General features: G+C 41.8%; 19 protein-coding genes. 11 read left to right on the top strand and 8 right to left on the bottom strand.

Features of this window, described 5'->3' with window-relative positions; translation table 11 throughout:
* Positions 1-15: 15 nt before the first annotated feature.
* Together I1A42_RS06710 and I1A42_RS06715 are read left to right on the top strand one after the other, a co-directional pair.
* Positions 16-618: an alpha/beta hydrolase gene (locus tag I1A42_RS06710; protein WP_161156520.1), complete on the top strand. Its 603-nt coding sequence runs from the start codon at positions 16-18 to the stop codon at positions 616-618.
* Positions 619-885: 267 nt separating this feature from the next.
* Positions 886-1,233 carry a nitroreductase gene (locus I1A42_RS06715; RefSeq protein WP_196122993.1) on the top strand — a complete coding sequence of 116 codons (348 nt, stop codon included), beginning with the start codon at positions 886-888 and terminating at the stop codon, positions 1,231-1,233.
* Between the two features lie 14 nt (positions 1,234-1,247).
* Here the strand turns inward: I1A42_RS06715 and I1A42_RS06720 are convergent, their stop codons facing one another.
* The gene (locus I1A42_RS06720; protein ID WP_196122994.1) at positions 1,248-1,874 is read right to left on the bottom strand and encodes a 3'-5' exonuclease; all 627 of its coding nucleotides are present in this window, start codon (positions 1,872-1,874) and stop codon (positions 1,248-1,250) included.
* Positions 1,875-2,222: 348 nt separating this feature from the next.
* On the opposite strand from I1A42_RS06720, the gene I1A42_RS06725 reads away from it, so the two are divergent.
* From I1A42_RS06725 to I1A42_RS06740, 4 genes are all read left to right on the top strand, one after another.
* The gene (locus I1A42_RS06725; RefSeq protein WP_196122995.1) at positions 2,223-4,139 is read left to right on the top strand and encodes a methyl-accepting chemotaxis protein; all 1,917 of its coding nucleotides are present in this window, start codon (positions 2,223-2,225) and stop codon (positions 4,137-4,139) included.
* 130 nt (positions 4,140-4,269) lie between these two features.
* Positions 4,270-5,115, top strand: a complete 846-nt coding sequence (locus I1A42_RS06730) for a DMT family transporter (RefSeq protein ID WP_161156528.1) — start codon at positions 4,270-4,272, stop codon at positions 5,113-5,115.
* A gap of 22 nt (positions 5,116-5,137) precedes the next feature.
* On the top strand, positions 5,138-5,707 hold the full coding sequence (locus tag I1A42_RS06735) for a GNAT family N-acetyltransferase (RefSeq protein WP_196122996.1): 570 nt from the start codon (positions 5,138-5,140) through the stop codon (positions 5,705-5,707).
* 80 nt (positions 5,708-5,787) lie between these two features.
* A complete protein-coding gene (locus I1A42_RS06740) occupies positions 5,788-7,356 on the top strand; it encodes an EAL domain-containing protein (protein ID WP_196122997.1) in 1,569 nt (522 codons plus the stop codon).
* Between the two features lie 6 nt (positions 7,357-7,362).
* Here the strand turns inward: I1A42_RS06740 and I1A42_RS06745 are convergent, their stop codons facing one another.
* Entirely contained in the window at positions 7,363-8,250 is an 888-nt protein-coding gene (locus I1A42_RS06745; protein ID WP_161156534.1) for a LysR substrate-binding domain-containing protein, read from the bottom strand.
* A 214-nt stretch (positions 8,251-8,464) separates the two neighbouring features.
* On the opposite strand from I1A42_RS06745, the gene I1A42_RS06750 reads away from it, so the two are divergent.
* From I1A42_RS06750 to I1A42_RS06760, 3 genes are read left to right on the top strand one after another with little or no spacing between them, the layout of a single operon-like run.
* Complete coding sequence (locus I1A42_RS06750) at positions 8,465-9,967, top strand: UbiD family decarboxylase (RefSeq protein ID WP_196122998.1); 1,503 nt, start codon at positions 8,465-8,467, stop codon at positions 9,965-9,967.
* Positions 9,968-9,997: 30 nt separating this feature from the next.
* The gene (locus I1A42_RS06755) at positions 9,998-10,591 is read left to right on the top strand and encodes a UbiX family flavin prenyltransferase (protein WP_161156536.1); all 594 of its coding nucleotides are present in this window, start codon (positions 9,998-10,000) and stop codon (positions 10,589-10,591) included.
* Positions 10,592-11,314: a DUF554 domain-containing protein gene (locus tag I1A42_RS06760; protein ID WP_161156538.1), complete on the top strand. Its 723-nt coding sequence runs from the start codon at positions 10,592-10,594 to the stop codon at positions 11,312-11,314. It abuts the gene before it with no gap.
* A 75-nt stretch (positions 11,315-11,389) separates the two neighbouring features.
* Here the strand turns inward: I1A42_RS06760 and I1A42_RS06765 are convergent, their stop codons facing one another.
* Positions 11,390-11,551: a hypothetical protein gene (locus I1A42_RS06765; RefSeq protein WP_196122999.1), complete on the bottom strand. Its 162-nt coding sequence runs from the start codon at positions 11,549-11,551 to the stop codon at positions 11,390-11,392.
* 36 nt (positions 11,552-11,587) lie between these two features.
* Positions 11,588-12,490 carry a LysR family transcriptional regulator gene (locus tag I1A42_RS06770; protein ID WP_161156540.1) on the bottom strand — a complete coding sequence of 301 codons (903 nt, stop codon included), beginning with the start codon at positions 12,488-12,490 and terminating at the stop codon, positions 11,588-11,590.
* 90 nt (positions 12,491-12,580) lie between these two features.
* On the opposite strand from I1A42_RS06770, the gene I1A42_RS06775 reads away from it, so the two are divergent.
* Complete coding sequence (locus tag I1A42_RS06775) at positions 12,581-13,363, top strand: NAD(P)H-dependent oxidoreductase (protein WP_161156542.1); 783 nt, start codon at positions 12,581-12,583, stop codon at positions 13,361-13,363.
* 52 nt (positions 13,364-13,415) lie between these two features.
* Here I1A42_RS06775 and I1A42_RS06780 read toward each other — a convergent pair whose 3' ends face one another.
* The 4 genes from I1A42_RS06780 to I1A42_RS06795 all read right to left on the bottom strand — a co-directional run bounded on the left by I1A42_RS06780 (position 13,416) and on the right by I1A42_RS06795 (position 19,479).
* Positions 13,416-14,738, bottom strand: a complete 1,323-nt coding sequence (locus tag I1A42_RS06780) for a glycoside hydrolase family 5 protein (protein WP_196123000.1) — start codon at positions 14,736-14,738, stop codon at positions 13,416-13,418.
* Between the two features lie 273 nt (positions 14,739-15,011).
* Positions 15,012-16,376, bottom strand: a complete 1,365-nt coding sequence (locus I1A42_RS06785; protein WP_196123001.1) for a sensor domain-containing diguanylate cyclase — start codon at positions 16,374-16,376, stop codon at positions 15,012-15,014.
* A gap of 189 nt (positions 16,377-16,565) precedes the next feature.
* Complete coding sequence (locus I1A42_RS06790) at positions 16,566-17,912, bottom strand: sensor domain-containing diguanylate cyclase (RefSeq protein ID WP_161156548.1); 1,347 nt, start codon at positions 17,910-17,912, stop codon at positions 16,566-16,568.
* A 226-nt stretch (positions 17,913-18,138) separates the two neighbouring features.
* Positions 18,139-19,479 carry a sensor domain-containing diguanylate cyclase gene (locus tag I1A42_RS06795; RefSeq protein ID WP_196123002.1) on the bottom strand — a complete coding sequence of 447 codons (1,341 nt, stop codon included), beginning with the start codon at positions 19,477-19,479 and terminating at the stop codon, positions 18,139-18,141.
* 358 nt (positions 19,480-19,837) lie between these two features.
* Here I1A42_RS06795 and I1A42_RS06800 point away from each other — a divergent pair, with 358 nt between their 5' ends.
* Positions 19,838-20,629, top strand: coding sequence for a class I SAM-dependent methyltransferase (locus tag I1A42_RS06800; RefSeq protein WP_196123003.1), 792 nt, complete (start codon positions 19,838-19,840; stop codon positions 20,627-20,629).
* The last annotated feature ends 353 nt before the right edge of the window (positions 20,630-20,982 follow it).

The raw sequence follows: 20,982 nt of genomic DNA on the forward strand, positions 1-20,982 counted from the left end.
CAGGGCTAGGAAAATATGAAGAAAATCGTGTTGGTGCATGGTTTATATATGCCCAAGAATATTATGCAGTTATTGGCGCATAGGCTGAAACCTCGTGGTTACAAGGTCCAAGTGTTCGGATATAACACGCTGCAATTTAATAAAGGGGTTGAAAAGCTTAATCAAGAAGTACAACAAGGTGGAGATGTTGTGTTTGTTGGTCATTCATTAGGTGGCTTACTCATCCGTGAGTATTTTTCACGTTATCAACCTAACTTCGTTGATCCTTGTATTGTGACACTTGGTACGCCACATAACGGAAGCCGAGTGGCACGCTATATTGAGGGTAAACTGGGGCGATTTCCTTTCAAAAACACGAGTGATGTGTTGGCTAAGGGGCTGGATACCTCATCTCAAGAACCGGATGTCGGGTGCATTGTAGGCACAATGAACATTGGGTTGGGAAATTTTATAAAGATTGGTGACGGTGATGGTGTCGTTGAGGTTACCGAAGCCATCTTACCAGAGGCGAAAGACATGATTGAGTTAAAGCTTAATCACACCTCTTTGATCTATTCCCAAAAGGTGGTCGATCAAATCGTTTCTTTTATTGAGACCCGCTCTTTTCTCAGAAAATAATTACAGGGCTGTTTGAAATATGGAAGTGAAACAGCCAACGCGGGTATGTGGTTAACTATCGCCTATCTGCATGCACCCAAGTAACCTCTGAATCCTGCATCTTGAGGTCATTTGGGTATAATCATTCGTATACCTCGATAATGCTCGCAAATTTGCTTTTCAACATCGCGCTATATTGAACTATTCGTTTGATCCTTATAAGGAATCTGACATTCATCCTTTTATTAATTATGGACATATGGATTTATATTCAAGGGAGAAGTGAGTATGGCAATAAATGAAAAAGCAGCAGGCGGCTGTCGAAGTTGTACGATGTATTTGATGCAACGGTGCTACGAACGTAAATGGTGGTTTCCTTTGTTACGTGAACCATTATTGCTTGGTATGCGGCTATTAGCGCGCTGGCATGGTATTAAGGCCCGAGATTATGTTGCTAAGAACCCAGATTGTAGTGGTTGTATCCGGTTTACTAAACGTGCTTTGCTTGAGCAATCCCCACTATTCGTAAAATTACACAGTATTATTGGCCCGCATTTTAAAGCGCTTGCTCAGTCGGCCAGTACCGAGCAAGAGCGCGAACACGCGAAAAAGAGAGCAAAACAACATATGAGCTAAGGTGCTTTTACCATTTATTGAATGGCAGTACCGAGTTTTTTAAGTAGCGGTGCAATGGCGTGTTTATTGGTTTTACTAATTTTCTGCATTAACCCCATCGTTGGGGATGGAATCCCCATCTCTTCTAACTCTCGGATCATTAAAAGCCACAAACGAGCGGTCATCTGAGAATCGGCGAGTGCTCGGTGAAAAGTGCCATCGTTTTCAATGTGTTTAAAACGAACTAAATCACCCAGTTTGTGCGTTGGAGAATCTTGAATGAGACGTCGGGCAATTAACATCGAGCAGGCAAATTGACCCAAATAAGTTGTGTTGATACGTTCGAATTCGGCATCAAGAAAGCGTTTATCAAATGAGGCATTGTGCGCGACTAAAGGACTATCACCGATAAAATCGGCAAATTCTGCCATGACTTCTTCACTGCTCGGTGCTGTACGCAGCATGTTATTGGTAATGCCTGTGTACCCTTCAATAAAAGTACTCACTCGAAATCCCGGATTCATTAATTGCTGATAGGTGTCCACCACTTGGCCATTAATGAGTTTTACTGCGCCAATTTCAATAGCGCGATCTCCCATCGTTGGCGATAGGCCCGTCGTTTCGAAGTCGAGAACAATAACGGAATGGGCGGGGTGGGGCATAACTACAATCCTACAATAAATAATTCGGTAACGATTATATCGTATACCCCAATGACCTCAAGATGTCGGGGGGATTGATTCAGCAACGCGTCTAGAGCAAGCTCATTCACGACAGTAATGCTCACTTTTTTACCACATGGTCGGGGCGATATAAAACGGCGCAATAATTGCTTAAATACAGATGAAGTATTATGCCAATATTGTTATGCAACGACCTTATTATACTGTCTCTATTGATAATGAAATTCTCAATTAAAATTGAGACTTTCGGCTAAACTTTCAGAATGACGCGTCGATACTCTAACTACGCGCAATATATTTCTTTTATGATGAACACAGGGACGAACTATGAATAAGCTAGGCCTGAAGTCTATTCTCATCATCTCCATTTTAATGTTGGTTGGCTTATCTGTTGCCATTTCCAATTACCTTTCTTATGCCAAACAAAAAGAGAACTTAACTAACCAAATTCTTAAAGCTCACAATGGGTTAGTAGCTGATCAAGCAACCTTGGTTGAACAGTTTATTAGTGAGAAAATCACTGGCTTAAAAGGGTTAGGAGAACGATTCAAGAATGCGGACTTACCAGCGAGTACACCACAAGGTTTGGTACAACTTGCCGATATTTTTGCGACAACACTGAACACGGGTAGCTCGTTTGTCGGTTTAGAACAAAGTGGTGATGCCTATTGGAACCTAGAGAGCGACAGTTGGCCCAATCATAAGTTTGAAGGTGATATTCGGACGATGGGTTATTATCAGGATGGGCGTAAAGCAGAAACGCCAGCCCTTACTGAACCTTATCCTGATGAATCGGATCCGAACATCTATTGGATCAGTATGGTGCAACGTATCAAGCAAGGTATGATTGGCGCCGACATGAAATTAGGGTTTCTTAATAAGTTGGTGGTTGATGTAGCAAAGCAGGAGTTAGCCACTGCACTGATTTTAAATTCTGATTCAACGGTACTGGCCTCATCAGCACCTAATTCAGTTAAGCCAGGTATGAAAGGCTCAGAAGTTAATTGGCTAAAACCTTTGGTTAATCAAATTGTAAGTAAAAACACCTCGATTCAAAACTTTAGCGATGGTGATGACAAAGTTCTGTTTTCTCATCAAATTAATGTTGCCAATAAACACTGGTATTTTGCGGTTATTGTCGATAAAAACAAAGTGTTCGCTAGTTTGGTTTCTGCGCGTAATGCTGCGATTATTACTACCGTAGTGCTGCTGCTGATTAGTGCTGTTGTCGCGTTGTTGGTTATTCAGGTGATTTATCGCCCCATCTTATCTTTAAAGTCTATGATTCAAGGGCTTTCTAGTGGTGACGCAGATTTAACCCAAAGACTTGATGTCACCAGCAATGATGATTTAGGCCAAATTGCGCAAAGCGTTAATGTCTTCGTCGATAAGTTGCAGTCGATGATGCAAGAGATTCGCAGCGCGACTTTAACGTTGCAAGATAACGTACAACAAATGGAGCAGTTTTCTAAAGATAACTCGGATATGCTCAATCATCACGTGATTGAGACTGAGCAAGTTGTGACTGCGATTGATGAAATGAGTGCGACTACCAGCGCAATGGCTAGTGACATTGCCAACGCAGCAAGCTTGGCCGAGCGCACCAATGAGGAAAGCTATGAATCCAGTCGTCTGGTGGCAAAATCGCAGAACAATATTGCCTCGTTAATCAGTGAAGTCGACGCCGCTTCTTTGCGAGTCAACGAAATGAATGACGAAACTAAAAATATTAATACTATCTTAGGGGTTATTGGTGATATTTCAGAACAGACCAACTTACTTGCTTTGAATGCCGCGATTGAAGCTGCGCGAGCTGGTGAGCAGGGGCGGGGTTTTTCTGTTGTGGCCGATGAAGTGCGTCAATTAGCGAACAGAACAAAAGAGAGTACCGAACAGATTGGTGTCGTGCTCAAACGTTTGGTTGCGGGTAGTAGAGAAATTGTTGCTGCGATGGAAAATACCAAAACGCAATGTGAACAAACAGCGCAAGAGGCGCAAAGCGTGCACGATGGATTGGAAACGGTCATTAATTCTGTAACGGAAATTAACGATTTAAGCAGCCAGATTGCGACCGCTGCAGAAGAACAAACCAGTGTGACACACGATGTAAGCCGTAATATGAATGCCCTTAATGAAATCGTGAATAACTTAGCGGATAATGGCGAAAAAACCTTAGCTGGGATGAAAACTGTCGCTCAGGTGAATCAGCAACTGAGCAATATTGTTCAACGTTTCAAAGTGTAATTTCACATAGATTAAGGTTAAAACATTGGCCGCTTTGTTGAATACAAAGCGGCTTTTTTCGTTATTGGTAAGCCTTAATCTTTCTTTTTAAATATAGACACTTACTTTAGCTAAGGATAATATCTTCAATATGCAATTAGTTTTGGTAATGATCGCCTTTGCTGCAAATTCAGTGTTGTGTCGTTTAGCGTTGGGTCATGGTCATATTGATGATACAAGTTTCTCACTGCTACGTGTTGTTAGCGGAGCCGCTGCGTTGCTACTGATCAATCGTTTAGTCAGTCGTCAATGGTCATTTCGGTGTGCATGGCGACATGGTTTTTTATTGGCCATTTACATTAGTGCGTTTTCTCTCGCGTATCGACACCTTGACTCTGGCATTGGTGCATTAATCCTTTTTGGTACGGTGCAAATCACCATGGTGTTACATGGCTTTTGGCGTAAAGAGCGATTAACTTGGATGAAAGCAAGTGGCATGGGATTAGCAGTGGTAGGGACGATTATTTTACTGCTACCAGGAACGAACTCTCCGCCACTGACAAGCGCATTACTTATGATGTTATCTGGCTTAGCTTGGGCGGGATTTACGATTGCAGGGCAGGGACAACGACAACCGCTATCACTGACTACCTCTAGTTTTTTGGCGGCTATTCCGTTTGTAGTGTTACCGTTTTTAGTGCAGCAATCACAATGGCATATTGATGAGCGTGGTTTAATGCTATCGGTTGCTTCGGGAGCACTTGCTTCCGCTTGCGGATATGCGCTTTGGTATCGTGTTGTGCCCAAAATAGATTCGATGACAGCCAGTACTGCGCAACTGAGCGTACCGTGTTTAGCAACCATTGGTGGTTTGATATTTTTGCATGAGCCATTAACGCTCCGAATGGTCGTATCTATGGTTACTGTACTTGTTGGGATCTTATTAATGCTTAACAGTCGCCGTGTGCGATCAACATCAATCAGCAGTAACGAATAAACTAGTATAGGGCAAAAACAATATGTATATACAGTTAGCATCGGTGGGAGATCTCGATGCTTTTTTTATCCATGTGCAAAATCAGTTTGACGATAATGGGATGAACGGATCACCACTGTTTATGCCTAATAATCGAGGCACTGCACGAGTGAATGACTCTATGCGCTTTAATTATGAATATGGGATTGGTACGTGTTACTCAGATATTGGTTGGCGAAGGGTGTGGTTAGCAAAGGATGATCATGGCAAAGTGATGGGGGATGCTGTGCTTAAGCGCGATGAATTAGAAACCAGTTCTCATCGGGTATGGTTAGGCATGGGCGTTGCACGGGAATGTCGTGGCTGCGGCGTTGGAACTGCGTTATTGAAAACCGTGATCGATTATGCAAGGCGATCAAGTAAGATTAAATGGCTGGATTTGGAAGTGCTAGCTGATAACTCATCGGCGATTCATTTATATCAAAATCAAGGGTTTGATATTGTGTGCAAGCTGGAAGATAAATATCGCATTGATGGTGAATCGATCTCTGAATATTTAATGACTAAGCACGTTGATGATGTGTTTGTTAATAGAGCTCACCAAACGAAATAAATACTAAAACGATAACACTGTGTTTTGTCTATAATTTATACGCATTTTATCTAAGAGTTTGCGTGTATATGATAATTAGGATGATTTATGAGAAATACAGCAGCCGGCAGTTAACCGCTTGTACCGTCGTATTGCTCTTTTTTATTGCTCATATCATCGCTTATTCTTTAATCACAGTGTCATCCATTCGTTCATTAGAAGAGCATGCTAAAGAAGGTAGCGAGTTAGCTTTAAATCGCATCAACTCCATTGTGGAAAGTATTTCTGAGCAGAGCAAATCGCGGCTCTATCCTTTAGCGGGTAATTGTGCAGAGTTTTCTTATGCTGCAGAGCTTTATGTACTGACTAGCCCATATGTTCGCTCAGTCAGCGTGGTGAAAGATCAACATATCAGCTGCAGTACAATCGCTGGCGTTAATGGTAACCCTTATCTCTCTGTTAATGAGCAATTACCCATCCAACTGAATTATTACGCTCAAAGTCCAGTCTTTATTCATAATGCCAGCGCTGATGTGGTGATCTTAAACATCAAGGTTAGTGACGCCCACATGTTGTTTGGTATTACGCCACAGGTGCTGTCCAATTTCTTATTTACCGATTTGGAGCATGTCCATTTTCGTCTGAATGCCGTTATCGGTGGGCATGTTCTTGATGCGAAAGCGTTGCCGAAAATGAGCGGTTATATGGATCATATGGGAATGCAAGATGTGGTTAGTAACCCATATATCGATATCTATTACTCGATTGATGGCAAAGACTTTCTCGCCAATCTGGTGGATACCAATCTTTCAACATACTTATTGTTTACCGTGGGTACGTTACTGCTGTGTATTCTGCTCTATATGTTTTGTAAAGATTTTGATTGGTTGCGCCTAGCGATTACAGAAGCTTTGTATAAAAAGCAATTTGTCCCTTATGTCCAACCACTGATTGATAGTGAAAAACGTCTGGTTGGGGTGGAAGTGTTGGTTCGGTGGCATCACCCACTGTTGGGGACCATCCCGCCAAACTTATTTATCTCCTGTGCTGAACAGAGTGGGCAAATTTCATCGATATCGCATATGTTGATGGATCGAGTTATCGCATTTTTTGAGCAATATAAAACGTCACTTCCCGAAGGATTTCATATTGGATTTAACGCCTGTGCTTTTGAACTTAACAGCCGACAATTTTATGAAGATTGCAGTCGTTTTGTTGAGCAACTTGGCGAGCATATCCATTTGGTCGTGGAAATAACCGAACGGCAAAAAATACCGCTCACTCCTGTATTTCTCGAACAATTAGAACGTTACCAAAAGTTAGGTATTGAAATCGCAGCGGATGACTTTGGTACTGAGCATTCCTCACTGGTCTATTTCAAAAAAATTGATTTCGACTATTTGAAAATTGATAAGCAGTTTGTTGATCTTATTCTCTCTGATGATCTAGATCATGCGATTATCGATAACGTGATCGATCTGAAAAGGCGCATCAATATTCCGGCTGTAGCCGAAGGTATTGAAACGATCGAGCAGTTTGATTATCTAAAAGACAAAGGGGTTGAGCTCTTTCAAGGGTATCACTTTGGTCGGCCGCAACCTCTTGATGATTTTGCGAATGAACATTTAAATAAAGTGAAACCGAAAGAGAATTTATTAGTTGATTTTTAAACGAGTTTACTCAATTAATTCACGTGTATAACGCACAAAATCCGTGACCGTTTGATTGCTACCTTCTTTTAGCCAAGCGAGGCGCAGCGATGTTGTTGCCTCAGTATCACTTAGTGGGCAATAGCGTATACCTGATAGTTGCACAGAAGCTTGAGTTTCAGGGACTAATGAAACGCCCAGTCCCATTGCGACCGAGCCTATGGCGACCGACACATCTTTTGTCAGTTCAAGTTGTTGCGGCGTAAAATCTGCTCTTTGACACGCCGCGATAGAGGACCAACCGAGCCCCACACCAGTCGGATCTTTTTGTATGAAAAAGCGCTCATTGGCGAGGTCTGGTAAGGCAATAGGACGGCCGTCTGCCAATGGATGAGATTCGGGCAGCACGGCGAGCAGGTGGCGAGTGACAAAATCAATCGATTCAAAACGGCTTTCCGCAGGGACTGGAGGTCTAACCACGCCTATATCGATTTGCCCATCAAGTAAATACTGTAACTGTTCGTTAACATCCAACTCTTCTAACGTGATATCAATCGAAGTCTTTGTGGATTTATAACCATTGATTAACCTAAGAAAAGCAGGATCTAAGATGGCTGAGCCCACATACCCAATCGATAATTGTCCTTTAAATCCTTGTTTTAAACTGCGAGCTGCCAAGCGGAACTTTTCATAATGATTTACCGCTAAACGTGCATTATCAACCAGTTGTTTCCCTTCATGGGTTAACGCGACATGGCGGCGATCTCTGATAAACAAAGGGAAGCCAAGCTCAGACTCTAAATTTTTGATATGTAAGCTCAAAGCGGGTTGAGCAATATTCATTCGAGCCGCGCTGCGGCCAAAATGGAGCTCTTCCGCTAAGGTCAAAAAAGAGCGCAGTTGGCGATAATCCATAATGAAACCTCGGGTGGCGGGTATATTTCTGTGATAACAAAATTGAATCACAGAGCGTTAATATATTATTGGTAAATTATCACAGCATTTTTAGAATGGGTAGCACTTGGTCAGGCGGGGATCATCACGGTGCTTTCTTTACCGCCTCGGATACAAGTATGGAGCGGGGTAAACACCGCTAAGTGGAAAGTAAATCAAGTAAGGAGAGGTGAAGATGTCTGATTCAAATCAACCGACCGATTTTCCCCAAGTGACTGATCTACGCAGTGCACTTAACGTGCTACGTCAATACGATAACGAAGTGATTGAAACCGATACAGAAGTTGATCCTATTGCAGAGCTATCTGGTGTGTATCGTTATGTTGGCGCGCATGGCACGGTGAAACGTCCTACCCAGCGAGGGCCGGCAATGATCTTTAATAAGGTCAAAGGTTACGATGATATGCGTGTGTTAATTGGCTTATTATCGTCCCGCCAACGTGTTGCGCGTATGTTTAATACCACGTCGGAAAATATCACTAATTACTTTCGTGAAGCGGTGAAAAAACCGATTAATCCAATTGTGGTCGGAAAAGAGAAAGCCGTGTGCCAAGAAGTGGTACACTATGCCACGGATCCTGATTTTGATATCTTAAAAATCCTACCTGCACCTACCAATACACCAGAAGATGCTGGCCCGTATTTCACATTGGGTATGTGTTATGCGAAAGACCCTGAAAATGGCGATTCGGATGTCACTATCCACCGTTTATGTGTGCAGAGTAAAGATGAAATTTCGATGTATTTTGTGCCAGGTCGTCACTTAGATACCTTCCGTCAAAAAGCGGAAGCGGCAGGAAAGCCACTTCCAATTTCGATTAGTATTGGTGTTGATCCCGCGATTGAAATTGGTGCTTGTTTTGAAGCGCCAACGACACCTCTGGGTTTTGACGAGCTCTCTGTCGCTGGTGGTTTGCGCCAACAACCGGTTGAACTAACACAATGTGTGAGCGTCGATGCGCTCGGTATTGCGAATGCGGAAATCGTGATTGAAGGTGAATTACTACCGAACGTGCGTGTACGTGAAGATCAAAACACCAATACAGGGAAAGCGATGCCAGAGTTTCCAGGTTATACCGGTGAAGCTAAAGCAGCCGTACCTGTGATTAAAGTGAAAGCGATTACGCACCGCAAACACCCAATCATGCAAACCTGTATTGGTCCGAGTGATGAACACACGAATATGGCCGGGATTCCAACAGAGGCAAGTATTTTTAATATGGTCGAACAGGCTTTACCAGGTTTACTACAAAACGTACATTGCCCATCACCAGGTACTGGTAAATACTTAGCCGTATTACAGGTGAAAAAGACTAAACCAGTGGATGAAGGACGTCAGCGCCAAGCAGCATTATTGGCATTCTCCGCATTCTCTGAGTTAAAGCATGTGATTATTGTTGATGAAGATGTAGATCCGTTTGATACAGATGATGTAATGTGGGCCATGACCACACGTTATCAAGGTGACGTAAGCACTGTTTTTATTCCGGGGGTACGTTGCCATCCACTCGATCCTTCTGCGGATCCGGCGTTTAGCCCATCGATTCGTGACCATGGGATCACTTGTAAGACGATCTTCGATTGTACAGTGCCATATGATTTGAAGGCGAACTTCAAACGCAGTGAATTTATGGAAGTAGACGTAGAACGGTTTATTCCAGGGTTCAATAAAAAATAAATTAAACAAGACATTTTAGGAGTATCGGGGATGACGAAAGATCGACTAGTCATTGGTATTAGTGGCGCTTCCGGATTTATGTATGGATTTCGTGCATTACAGATGGCAAGCAGCTTGGGCATTGAAACACACGTTGTGATGTCGCCTGCAGCAGACTTAACCAGAGAACATGAAACCGACATTTCAGCCAGCGCAATCCAAGACCTTGCCGATGTGGTTCATCCCATTGATGCAGTTGGAGCAAGCATTGCCAGCGGTTCATTTAAGACGCTAGGGATGCTCGTTGCTCCTTGTTCAATGCACACACTAGCGGCTATCGCGAATGGTGTGACAGACAATTTACTGACTCGAGCGGCGGATGTGGCTTTAAAAGAACGTCGACGCTTGGTTTTAATGGCGCGTGAAACACCGTTACATGCCGGTCATATTCGCAATATGCAGTGGGTAACGGAATCGGGTGGGATTGTATTTCCGCCGGTTCCTGCGCTTTATGCCAAACCACAATCGGTGGAAGAAATCATTGACCATAGCGTTTCAAGAGCGCTGGGCATGTTTGGGATAGAGTGTGAACAGATGCCACGCTGGGGCGAAACGATCTCCTTAGATAATGATGGGAGAGAGTAAGTGATAGTTGGTCCATATATAAACGGTGCATGTGTCTTAATTGGTGGGATTGGCGGGGCATTATTAAGCTCAAAAATGCCCGAGCGCATTCGTACTACCATGCCAGTGATTTTCGGTGGTGTCTCCATGTGTATGGGGATCATGCTGGTGATTAAAGGCGCGAATATGCCTGTCATGGTGTTATCGATAGTGCTTGGTACGTTATTTGGGGAGTTAGTCTACCTTGAAAAAGGCATTGCCAAATTAGGAAGTAAAGCCAAGGGGTTAGTCGAGCTTGTTACCCGTTCAGAACCCGGCACGAACGAATCACAAGCGGACTTTTTAAATGCATATGTGGCGATTATTGTGTTGTTTTGTGCTAGTGGCACAGGGATATTTGGTGCGATGCATGAAGGGATGACCGGTGATGCATCTGTTTTGATTGCAAAATCCTTCTTAGACTTTTTCACCGCGAGCATCTTTGCCACGACATTGGGTTATTCGGTTGCGGTCATCGCGATTCCTCAAGCGATGATACAGCTGGGTTTGGCTTATGGCGCAACGGTTATTATGCCACTGACTACACCGATGATGCAGGCTGATTTTACGGCCGCGGGTGGGGTATTAATGTTCGCTACCGGTTTTCGTATTTGCGGTATTAAGAGCTTCCCTGTAGCCAATATGCTGCCAGCATTAGTTATTGTGATGCCTATTTCATCGTTATGGACCAGTGTGTTCGGTTAATCCCATTAAGTATCAAGCAAAATGCCTCCGATGATGGAGGCATTTTTGTCGGTAACTTACGCACTGATTAGGGCACTATTTGGTGATGACGCTCTTTTTTTCACTTTCATCCACTTGCAGAGTAAATACATCCGGGCGCGCGTAGTGGCCTACCACATCAAGGTCATAACGGGCTTTAGCAATGTCACCCATATCGATTTCTGCGGTAAGCAAGCCTTCTTTATTGGTCATTGGCATAAAGCGCGCTAAAGATATGTTATTTAACGATGCAATTCAGTGGATTAAAGCAGTATTTAATACCTGATCTCTCAACCATTGGTGTGCCGGATCTGAATGTGAACGTGGGTGCCATAGCATGACCAACTCAAATGAGGGTGGTGTAAAAGGTAGTTCAATAATTTGTAGTTCGGGATCATTTGTTACCAGACGACTTGGTAACATAGCAACCAAATCCGATTGTTTAATACTATCAATCAGAAAGTAAAAATTAGGCACCGATAGAACAACGTTACGTTCAATCCCCAGCGCTTTTAGGAGTGTATCTGTTTCTCCACTAAAGCCTCCGCCGTTAGGTGAAACAATGGCATGTTTTAAGCCTGAAAACTGTTTTAGATCGATTTTGGGTCGAAGTGAGGGATGTGTTTTCCTTGCAGTCAAAACGTAATGTTCGGTTAGCAATATTCTACTCTTCAACTCTCCAAGGGAATCATCTCTTACATGAAATGCGATATCGATTTCTCCTCGTTCCAGTTGACGTACCAATTTGTCTGGAATCATATGCTTAATAGCTAATTTCGAGTGGCTTGATTGGCCAATAAGATTTTTCATTACTGGCTTGATGACTATGAATTCAGCATAATCAGCGGCGGCTATTTTCCATGTTTTGTTCTCTAATACGGGGTTAAATACTTGGTTGTTATTTAATGTCATTTCTAATGATTGTAGAGCGTTTCTTAGAGGTTGACGTAACTCTTCTGCAAGTAGAGTAGGCTTCATTCCACGTGATGATGGAATCAATAATGGATCATTAAACAGTTCCCTCAATTTAGCTAGGTGAACGCTTACTGAAGGTTGTGATAGATGTAACCTTTGTGCTGCACGAGTAACGTTGTGTTCAGTCAGTAACACGTCCAACGTCTTCAATAGATTTAAATCTGTAGTAGCAAAATTAATCATACTAATACCAAGTATTTCAGTAATTAATTTCTAATATAACAGAGAAGTTCTTAGGATAAATCATCCATCTATTGTTAGTAGGAAAATGATATGAATATCCTTATTGTGTATGCTCACCCAGCACCTGAGTCATTTAATGCCGCTTTAAAGACAGAGATAGTCTCTTACTTAGATAGTCAGGGGCATCACGTACAGATTTCGGATTTGTATGCGATGCGCTGGAAGTCTACTCTGGATGAAGGTGACATGCCGCAACGAGATTCTAGTGTTCCTTTTCACCCATCTCGAGATTCACAAATTGCCTTTGAATCGGGAACTCAAAGTAATGACATTCAGGTAGAACAAGAGAAACTCCTCTGGGCTGACGCGGTTATTTTTCAATTTCCACTCTGGTGGTTTTCTATGCCAGCCATAATGAAAGGCTGGTTTGAAAGGGTATACGCCTATGGTTTTGCCTATGGTTATGGGGAACATTCTGATGTTCATTGGGGAGACCGTTATGGTGAAGGAAATCTATCGGGGAAGCGGGCGATGTTATTAGTTACTGTTGGTGGATGGGAGAGCCATTACAGTGCAAGGGGTGTCAATGGACCGATTGAAGATATCCTTTTCCCGATTAATCACGGTATGTTGTTTTATCCTGGATTTGATGTGTTACCACCAATGGTGATTTATCGAGCGGGTAAGATGGATACTCAGCGATTTTCCAAAATAAAGTTAGAACTCCATGCTCGCTTAAATGGTTTAGATTCGATTAAGCCAATTTCATATCTGAAACAAAATGGCGGCGCCTATCGAATCCCTGAATTGACGTTGAAGGATGGGGTTAATGAGGATAAGCAGGGCTTTGATGCTCATTTGATATCAAAATAAGGAATGAAGTCGCGTAGACTTCAACGTTTACGCGACCTATTTACTATAAATTCTAAGGCTCAATCCCTAATGCGCTATTTAGCTCAAACGTATCGGTGGTCGCCCAATTTTGCCATTTGGTGGCGATGTCGTCGGCGGTATCGTTGGTGAGATCCGGGCGCGATGGCCAATAGGTTGGGTCATACCAACCCCAAAAGTTAGGAGCGGTGCCGTTAACGGCTTTATAAGAATAAGACCACATACTCCAACTGAGCCCAGCGTCATCAAATTCATTGATAGCGTATTGCCAAACCGATGACGTGGTTTGGAAGGTGTTGAATTCACCAATATAACCAGGCACATTCCAATCTTTATGATTTTCGAAGTCTTCCACTTGGTTTTCGATGCCAGCTTCAATAGTGGAGGCGCTGGTGGTGGTACCTCCATCTGAATCCCACTGATATTCGTGCATTTCATACACAATGTTGGTCCAGCCGTAATCATCGGGATCAGGCAGTTGGTCCCAGTTCCAATTACCAAACGTACCTTCAATCATGATCATGCGGTTAGGATCGGCTTCTCGAACTGCATCGTAAAACAGATCATACACACTTAGCACTTCATTAGTATCGGCAGTTGTCCAACTGGTGCTAGTATCACTGCGAACATCAGGTTCGTTTAATAAATCGAAGGCCGCTATCGTGTTATTACCTTTATAGTGGGCTGCGATTTTTTTCCAGAGCCACGCGGTCATGGTTTGGTCGTCTTCAGAATCCCATAATTCGTTGGTATCAGCTCTACCAGTGTGAGATTGCAAGCTTTGGCTACCAATCGCCCCATGCATATCAATAATCACATAGACATTATTATCGGTACACGCGTTAATAATATTATCGAGCACATCAAAGGCATCATCACGAAATCCCGATTCTGTTGGATTGTCCAAATCGAAAAATTGCCCCCACCACACAGGAATACGTACTACATTAAACCCTGCGTTGGCGATGTTCTCGATGTCACTTTCTTGAATCCATGACTCTTGATAAGTTTTCATAAGTTCGCGCTGCGTGGTGACACCAAACCGATCGTTGAGTGTTTCCATAACCGAATAGGAATCGGTAAGAGGATCGTCGTTGGCATCGACGGGGGACATATAGTTTTCTAATACAAACCAGCCACCTAGGTTAAACCCCTTGAGTTGCACGGTATCGCCATCTTCGTTAACGATGTGAGTACCACTGGTACTCAGGAGGCTTAAAGAGGAATCATTCAGTGTTGAGCTATTTTGCGAACTGATTGAATCGTCACTGCTATTGCTACTACTTCCACTTGCACTGTTGCATCCCGCGGTGGCAATGATGCTTAACAGAGACAGTGTGACTATTTTTTTATTCATTTTATAAGGTTTACATTTGTATGAATTTTAAGTCATGTAACTATACGTATACGAACAAATTTATCAATAATAATTTTGAGGTATTTCAGTTTTAAACGTATTTTGTTTATTTGAATGAGAGTGAATAAAATAGATAATGTTTATATGGGAAATACTTTTCAGTCATTATTTATTATTGTTTATATATTAAGTATTTTTCTTGGTGATAGGTGTAGTAATAATATAAGCGATCTTTTATATAACGAGGGTGATTATTATCGCGGCTGGGTTGAGTTATATCTCACATAATGGCGTTTCATAAGCCACAACTTGATTTCGCCCGCTGCGTTTAGCCTGATACATGGCGGAATCGGCTTGTTGCAACAGTTTGCTAAAGGTCACTTTTGCACAACGCGTGGTAACGCCAATACTTACTGTAAGATTAATTTCTCCTTGCTCGGTATTTAGCGGGTTTTTCTCTATGGATTGACGAATTCGCTCGCCCACTTCTATGGCTTCATTTAGAGTCACTCGAGGTAATAGGATGGCAAACTCTTCGCCCCCAATTCTGCCTAGCACATCGATGTCTCGTAAGTTTTTTTCGCACTGTTTACAAAAATGGATTAACGCCTTATCACCAATGTGATGACCATAAGTGTCATTGATCTGCTTAAAATGGTCGAGATCAAGCGCTAGGATTGAAATTGGGCGATTACGCTGTTCGTAAAGTTTAAATTGATGTTTTGCATAACTCGCAAGATAGCGCTTGTTATAGACTTTGGTTAATGGATCTGTTGTTGCAGCAATGTAGAGCTCATCTTCATATTGTGCGCGGTTTTCAGAGTCTTTTTTCAACACCAGTCGTACAATCGCTAAAGCTGCACCCAGTAGTAACAATAAAAATAATGCGATATAAGGCAGGTATACATCAATAATTTCAGTGATATGCCATGAGATCCGAGCAACCGGAACCCCATTGAGCTCATGTAAAAATATCGAACCATCATATCGTTTAGCATGGGCATTAATATAAAGTGGCGGCAAATCATATTCGTTGGCAAAACGCATGACTTCGTTCGGATCGAGCTTGCGAGAAAAGGCCAATAAACTGCTAGACAATACCTTTTGCGTTGCTTTGTCGATAAATGGATCGGCAATCATATAAAAGACGTCGCCATCGATTACTGTATAAAAGGTGTGTCCGATGAAACGTTCATCGCGTTGTTTGGCAAGTGCTAATTTGCGATTTATTGAGGGGGACTGAAAAATATCATTCACATATTTAAGCGCTTGTTTATCGATACCGCCAAGTAATTCTGCTTGATGATTAGGCTTTACCAGCGCGATAAAACTTAAGTTGTAATGCTCGGGTAAAAACTCAGTGTAGTTGAGTTTCATCCAGTCGACATCGTGCTCGATAATGGTTTTTTGATATCCTAAATTCCAACTGGTGTATTCGTAAGATAGGTCGATCATACGTAAGCTATCGTGTTTAATTGATGCCTGTACACGGCCAATCATCTCTTGTTTAGTTTGGTTATCAATTATATGAAAAAAGAATACGATCAAACAGATACTAGTAATCACCATGGAGATGATCAGCCACGATATGGTAGATACAACCGACGTAGCGCTAAAGTATTTTTGTTCGTTAATCATGCTCTAACAGCCCATCACCAAGTTCATTCGTTCAGCGCAAATTTAGGGTACGCCAGTTGGAAAGAGGCGGATTATAGAGCAAATAATCAGCAGGTCATCAAATTTTTAATGTTATTTACACAGATTTTGATTTGATTCACTATCGAAAAATTGCCCAAGAAACTTTACGAACATAACTCTATGAGTGCGTTACCCTTTGTAAGAAACAACCTGATTTCGACCCGATTCTTTAGCTTGATACATTGCTTCATCTGCTTCTCGAAGTAGATCTTCGAAACTAATGCCATTTCTTCTAGTCGTAACACCAATGCTTACTGTAATTGTGACTAGCGCTGGCCCTACATCCAATGGTGTTTTATTCAAATCAGTACGAATTCGTTCCGCGATGATAGTGGCATCTTCTAACTCTGCACCGGGTAAAATAATTGCAAATTCCTCACCACCAATGCGGCCAAAGACATCGATATCTCGTAAGTTTTTATTACAAATGTCACAAAAATGAACGAGAGCCTTATCGCCAATATGATGCCCATATGTGTCATTAATTGATTTAAAATGGTCGATATCCAACGTCAATATTGAGAGATCTTTATTGCGTTTTTCATAAAGTTTAAGTTGATGGCGAGCGTAGCTAGTGAGGTAACGTTTGTTATAGGCGTTAGTGAGAGGGTCTGTCGTCGCAGCAGAATATAATTCATCTTCATAACTTGACCGATTTTTTAAATCTGTACGTAAGACCGTGCGCACAATAAGTAAAGCAATACACAATAATCCGACCAAAAAGATCGCAAGATATGGAACATAAGAAGTGACGGTACGTGTCATATTCCATGATATAAGACTAATGGGGTCACCCATTAGATTATGAATGTAGAGGAAACCATCGAAACTTTGTGATGTATTGTCGACATATATTTTGGGTAAATCGTAATCTTTAGACAATTTTTGTAGTAAATCGTCGTCCAACTGTCTTGCGAATATGAGTATGCTGCCATCAAAGACAGCTTTCGTTTCTTCGTCAGTAAAAGGATCTGCTGACATAATGAAGGGAACACCATTAATTTTTGTTGTGAATATACGACCAATGTATTTATCACTCTTTGCATGCGCCAATTTAATTTTTAATTGTATGGATGGTGATTGCAGTATGCCTTGTGCGTATTTCTCTGCATTGGGGTTTGTACCTCCTAACACTTCTACACTTTTATCGGCTCTGATTAAAATGATTAGATCAAATTGATAGTAATCAGCAAGATAATCACGATAGGTTTTATCAATCCAATCGACATCATTTTCAACAATGGTTTTTTGATAGGCCAAGTTCCAATTAGAGTATTCATAAGACAGATCTTTCAGCCGAGCGCTCTCGTGTTTGGTCGCTGCATCTATGCGATTATGCATATCGGTTTTAGACTGATTATCTATTACTGATAGGAAAAACGTCATTAGCAAAATGCTAGCAATCATCATAGAGACGATCAGCCACGAAACGGTTGAAATAACTGAATTAGCACTAAAGTATTTTTGCTTATGCACTCTTTAAATCCATACGTAAACAGAGATTAAATAGAATACCGATCAAGGTTTGAATCTCGGTGTGCCAAAGTATAGTTGAAGAAACTGGGTCTTTTTAGAAGAGATGCAAATTACCTCAATGGAGGGAGTCGATAAATACCTCTAAAGGGTAGGTATTACAAATTGAGCACATCTTAAGTAACTGCTGAGCTCTGGGTTTTAAACGGCATTGTTTTCAAGGAAACGATTAATGTGCAACAACTCTGTTGCGGCCGCTACGTTTGGCTTGATACATGGCTTCATCAGCAGCCTTGACTAGCTCAGCAAACTCGAGGCTATCTTGATGAGTCGCGACACCGATACTCACTGTTATCGTCAATTGGCGTGTGCCAATAGTGAGTGGTTCATTGTTGATTGACTTGCGAATACGTTCTGCAACTTTACAAGCATTGTCGATATCTGCGCCTGGAAGCAGAATCGCGAACTCTTCACCACCAATTCTTCCCAGCACATCTGCACCTCTAAGATTATTACGACAAATAGTACTGAAATGAATTAACGCCGCATCGCCAACGTCATGACCGTATTGGTCGTTAATCGATTTAAAGTGATCAAGATCGAGCACCATCAACGATAAATGGCGCTTTTGCCGTTCAAAGAGCATGATCTGGTTACGAGTGTAACTGGCAAAATATCGCTTGTTGTATGTTTGGGTAAGAGGATCTGTGGTTGCAGCAGTAAAAAGTTCATCCTCATATTGTGAACGGTCCTTTTGATCCTTTTGTAAAACCGTACGAGCAATGATCAATGCGATACCCAATAACCCTAAGAGAAATAAAGTGAGGTAAGGGACAAACGCAGTCGTTCTATGGTCGATGTGCCAAGAGAGTTGGGCCACTGGTTTCCCGTCCAACTCTTTAAGATATAGGGAATCGTCGTATTTTTTTGCATCAGCATTGATGTGAAGAGCCGGGAGATGATAAGCCTTTACAAACTCTTTCAAAGATTGATTATCAATGATTCGCGCAAAAACAAGCATACTACCATCGACAATCTCTTCATTTTCTTCGGTAGTAAAAGGCTGCGCTGAAATAAAAAAGGTGACGCCATCAATATTGGTAAAGTAAGTTTTGTTTAAGGCTTGCTTATCATGTTGTTTACTCCAACCAAATAGCTGTTTAAGTGAGGGCGATTGAAGTAGCTTACTGGCATATTTCTCTGCGTTTGGAGCATTACCACCGAGTAATTCAATCTCTTCGTTGCTTTTGATTAACGCAATGACACTCATGTTGTAATGAGCAGTAAGGTAAATGGTGTATTTTTCTGTCATCCACTCAATATCGCGTTCAACAACGGTTTTTTGATAGGCTAAATCCCAGTTGGTGTACTCATAAGAAATATCAGTGTAGCGTAGGTTCTCGTGCTTAATCGAGGCGTCTACTCGGGCGGCGTCTACCGTTCTGGTTTGGTCATCAATGATATGAAAGAAGAAACTAATCAAGACGAGGCTTGAGATCATCATCGCGACAATAAGCCATGTGATCGTGGAAATAACGGAATTAGCGCTAAAGTATTTTTGTTTATGCACTCTTTAAACCATGTGTGAACAGTTATTTACAGCTACCAATCGCGTATAGCGTGTCTTTGTTTAAAGAAATATAGCTGAAATCCCTGAATGTTGAATAATTCTAATTGATAGTTTTGCAAGTGAACTTGGGAGTGGTTGTTTTGTCTTTAAATATTTAACAGATAGGGAAGCGACTAATTCGTTTTAACCACTTGATGAGATCGATTGGGACAGACTGATTTAGCTGTGTTGGTTGAGGAATTAAAGCAAATATATGTTGCTAGCCTATAAGCACTCTGATACTAATTAATCGTCACTATTTTATTGAATATAATGATTTTTTCATGACTGGCATGTTCGAACTACAAAGGAAAGGTTAATGGATGCACTGATAGAACAGTACACTGGGGCGGATGAAGATTCGCGCTTAACTCGTCAATATATTGCACAAATTGAATTTGATACCACCATGGCGAAGTTAAAACCTTATTTAAAGCCCGGTTGTTACGTGACAGAATTGGGTGCTGCGACCGGTCGTTACTCATTAACATTTGCCCAAATGGGGTTAACGACGACTGCGGTTGAACTGGTTCCAGATCAGGTTCGTATCCTTAAAGAAAAAGCGGCGCAACAGAATCTTGATTTGTCCATTTACCAAGGCAATGCTTGTGACGTGCCATTTATTGACGATCATTCGCAAGACGTATGTGTTATTTTGGGGCCGCTTTATCACATACAATCCCAAGAGCTGCGCGAACAAGCGATCGCCGAAGCCCGTCGTATTTTAAAGCCGGGCGGCATTGTTGCCGTTGCCTATATCTCACGCTTCTTCATTGCTGGCATGTTTACCCAGAAATTTCCTGAACTGGTCACGCTCGACGTTTATAGCAAATTACTCAATGAAGGCGTGGTGACCAGTGCCGAGGCTGACCGTTTCTTCCAAGTTGGCTATTTCGCTACACCTACAGAGATGGAAGAGTTAGTCGAAGGGCAGGGGTTTAAACTGGTTAGCCACATCGCCACCGATACGTTTAGTCGCTATATCGCCGATGGCATCAACCCAATGACCCCAGAGCAATACCAAGCTTGGTTTGAATATCATTTGCAAACCTGCGCTGAACCAACCCTGCTTGGCAGCAGCAATCACGGTTTAGTCATTGCTCAGTTTTAAATACGGTTTAGATTCATTATTGATTAACAGGCACCTATAACGGTGCCTGTCCTTGTTATCTGTTCCAGAGTCAACCTGTGGCATTGATTAACTGTAATAAATCTTCTTTTTATTGTGTTTCTGTCGAAGCATATGAAATGTAATAGACATAATATGAGTTATTAATAGTTTGTATTCATAACGTAAATATTTTTTATTAAAATGATTTATATTTATGTCATAATATACCAATTAACCTATATTTTTCATAATCGGTATCAATTCGGTATCAATATGATAACGCTATTAATATGTCCTACGACTGCTCTATTATTGTTAGTTTATATATTGAAATTTTTTAAATTTTTATAATG

The organism is Vibrio nitrifigilis (genome assembly GCF_015686695.1).
Taxonomy (GTDB): Bacteria; Pseudomonadota; Gammaproteobacteria; order Enterobacterales; family Vibrionaceae; genus Vibrio; species Vibrio nitrifigilis.

Bases quoted from the DNA above. Each gene is read 5' to 3' on its own strand.
- I1A42_RS06785 (WP_196123001.1), bottom strand. From the start codon at position 16,376: ATGATTAACGAACAAAAATACTTTAGCGCTACGTCGGTTGTATCTACC.
- I1A42_RS06750 (WP_196122998.1), top strand. From the start codon at position 8,465: ATGTCTGATTCAAATCAACCGACCGATTTTCCCCAAGTGACTGATCTA.
- I1A42_RS06765 (WP_196122999.1), bottom strand. From the start codon at position 11,551: ATGCCAATGACCAATAAAGAAGGCTTGCTTACCGCAGAAATCGATATG.
- I1A42_RS06780 (WP_196123000.1), bottom strand. From the start codon at position 14,738: ATGAATAAAAAAATAGTCACACTGTCTCTGTTAAGCATCATTGCCACC.
- I1A42_RS06735 (WP_196122996.1), top strand. From the start codon at position 5,138: ATGTATATACAGTTAGCATCGGTGGGAGATCTCGATGCTTTTTTTATC.
- I1A42_RS06710 (WP_161156520.1), top strand. From the start codon at position 16: ATGAAGAAAATCGTGTTGGTGCATGGTTTATATATGCCCAAGAATATT.
- I1A42_RS06725 (WP_196122995.1), top strand. From the start codon at position 2,223: ATGAATAAGCTAGGCCTGAAGTCTATTCTCATCATCTCCATTTTAATG.
- I1A42_RS06730 (WP_161156528.1), top strand. From the start codon at position 4,270: ATGCAATTAGTTTTGGTAATGATCGCCTTTGCTGCAAATTCAGTGTTG.
- I1A42_RS06770 (WP_161156540.1), bottom strand. From the start codon at position 12,490: ATGATTAATTTTGCTACTACAGATTTAAATCTATTGAAGACGTTGGAC.
- I1A42_RS06740 (WP_196122997.1), top strand. From the start codon at position 5,788: ATGATTTATGAGAAATACAGCAGCCGGCAGTTAACCGCTTGTACCGTC.
- I1A42_RS06745 (WP_161156534.1), bottom strand. From the start codon at position 8,250: ATGGATTATCGCCAACTGCGCTCTTTTTTGACCTTAGCGGAAGAGCTC.
- I1A42_RS06720 (WP_196122994.1), bottom strand. From the start codon at position 1,874: ATGCCCCACCCCGCCCATTCCGTTATTGTTCTCGACTTCGAAACGACG.
- I1A42_RS06775 (WP_161156542.1), top strand. From the start codon at position 12,581: ATGAATATCCTTATTGTGTATGCTCACCCAGCACCTGAGTCATTTAAT.
- I1A42_RS06755 (WP_161156536.1), top strand. From the start codon at position 9,998: ATGACGAAAGATCGACTAGTCATTGGTATTAGTGGCGCTTCCGGATTT.
- I1A42_RS06715 (WP_196122993.1), top strand. From the start codon at position 886: ATGGCAATAAATGAAAAAGCAGCAGGCGGCTGTCGAAGTTGTACGATG.
- I1A42_RS06800 (WP_196123003.1), top strand. From the start codon at position 19,838: ATGGATGCACTGATAGAACAGTACACTGGGGCGGATGAAGATTCGCGC.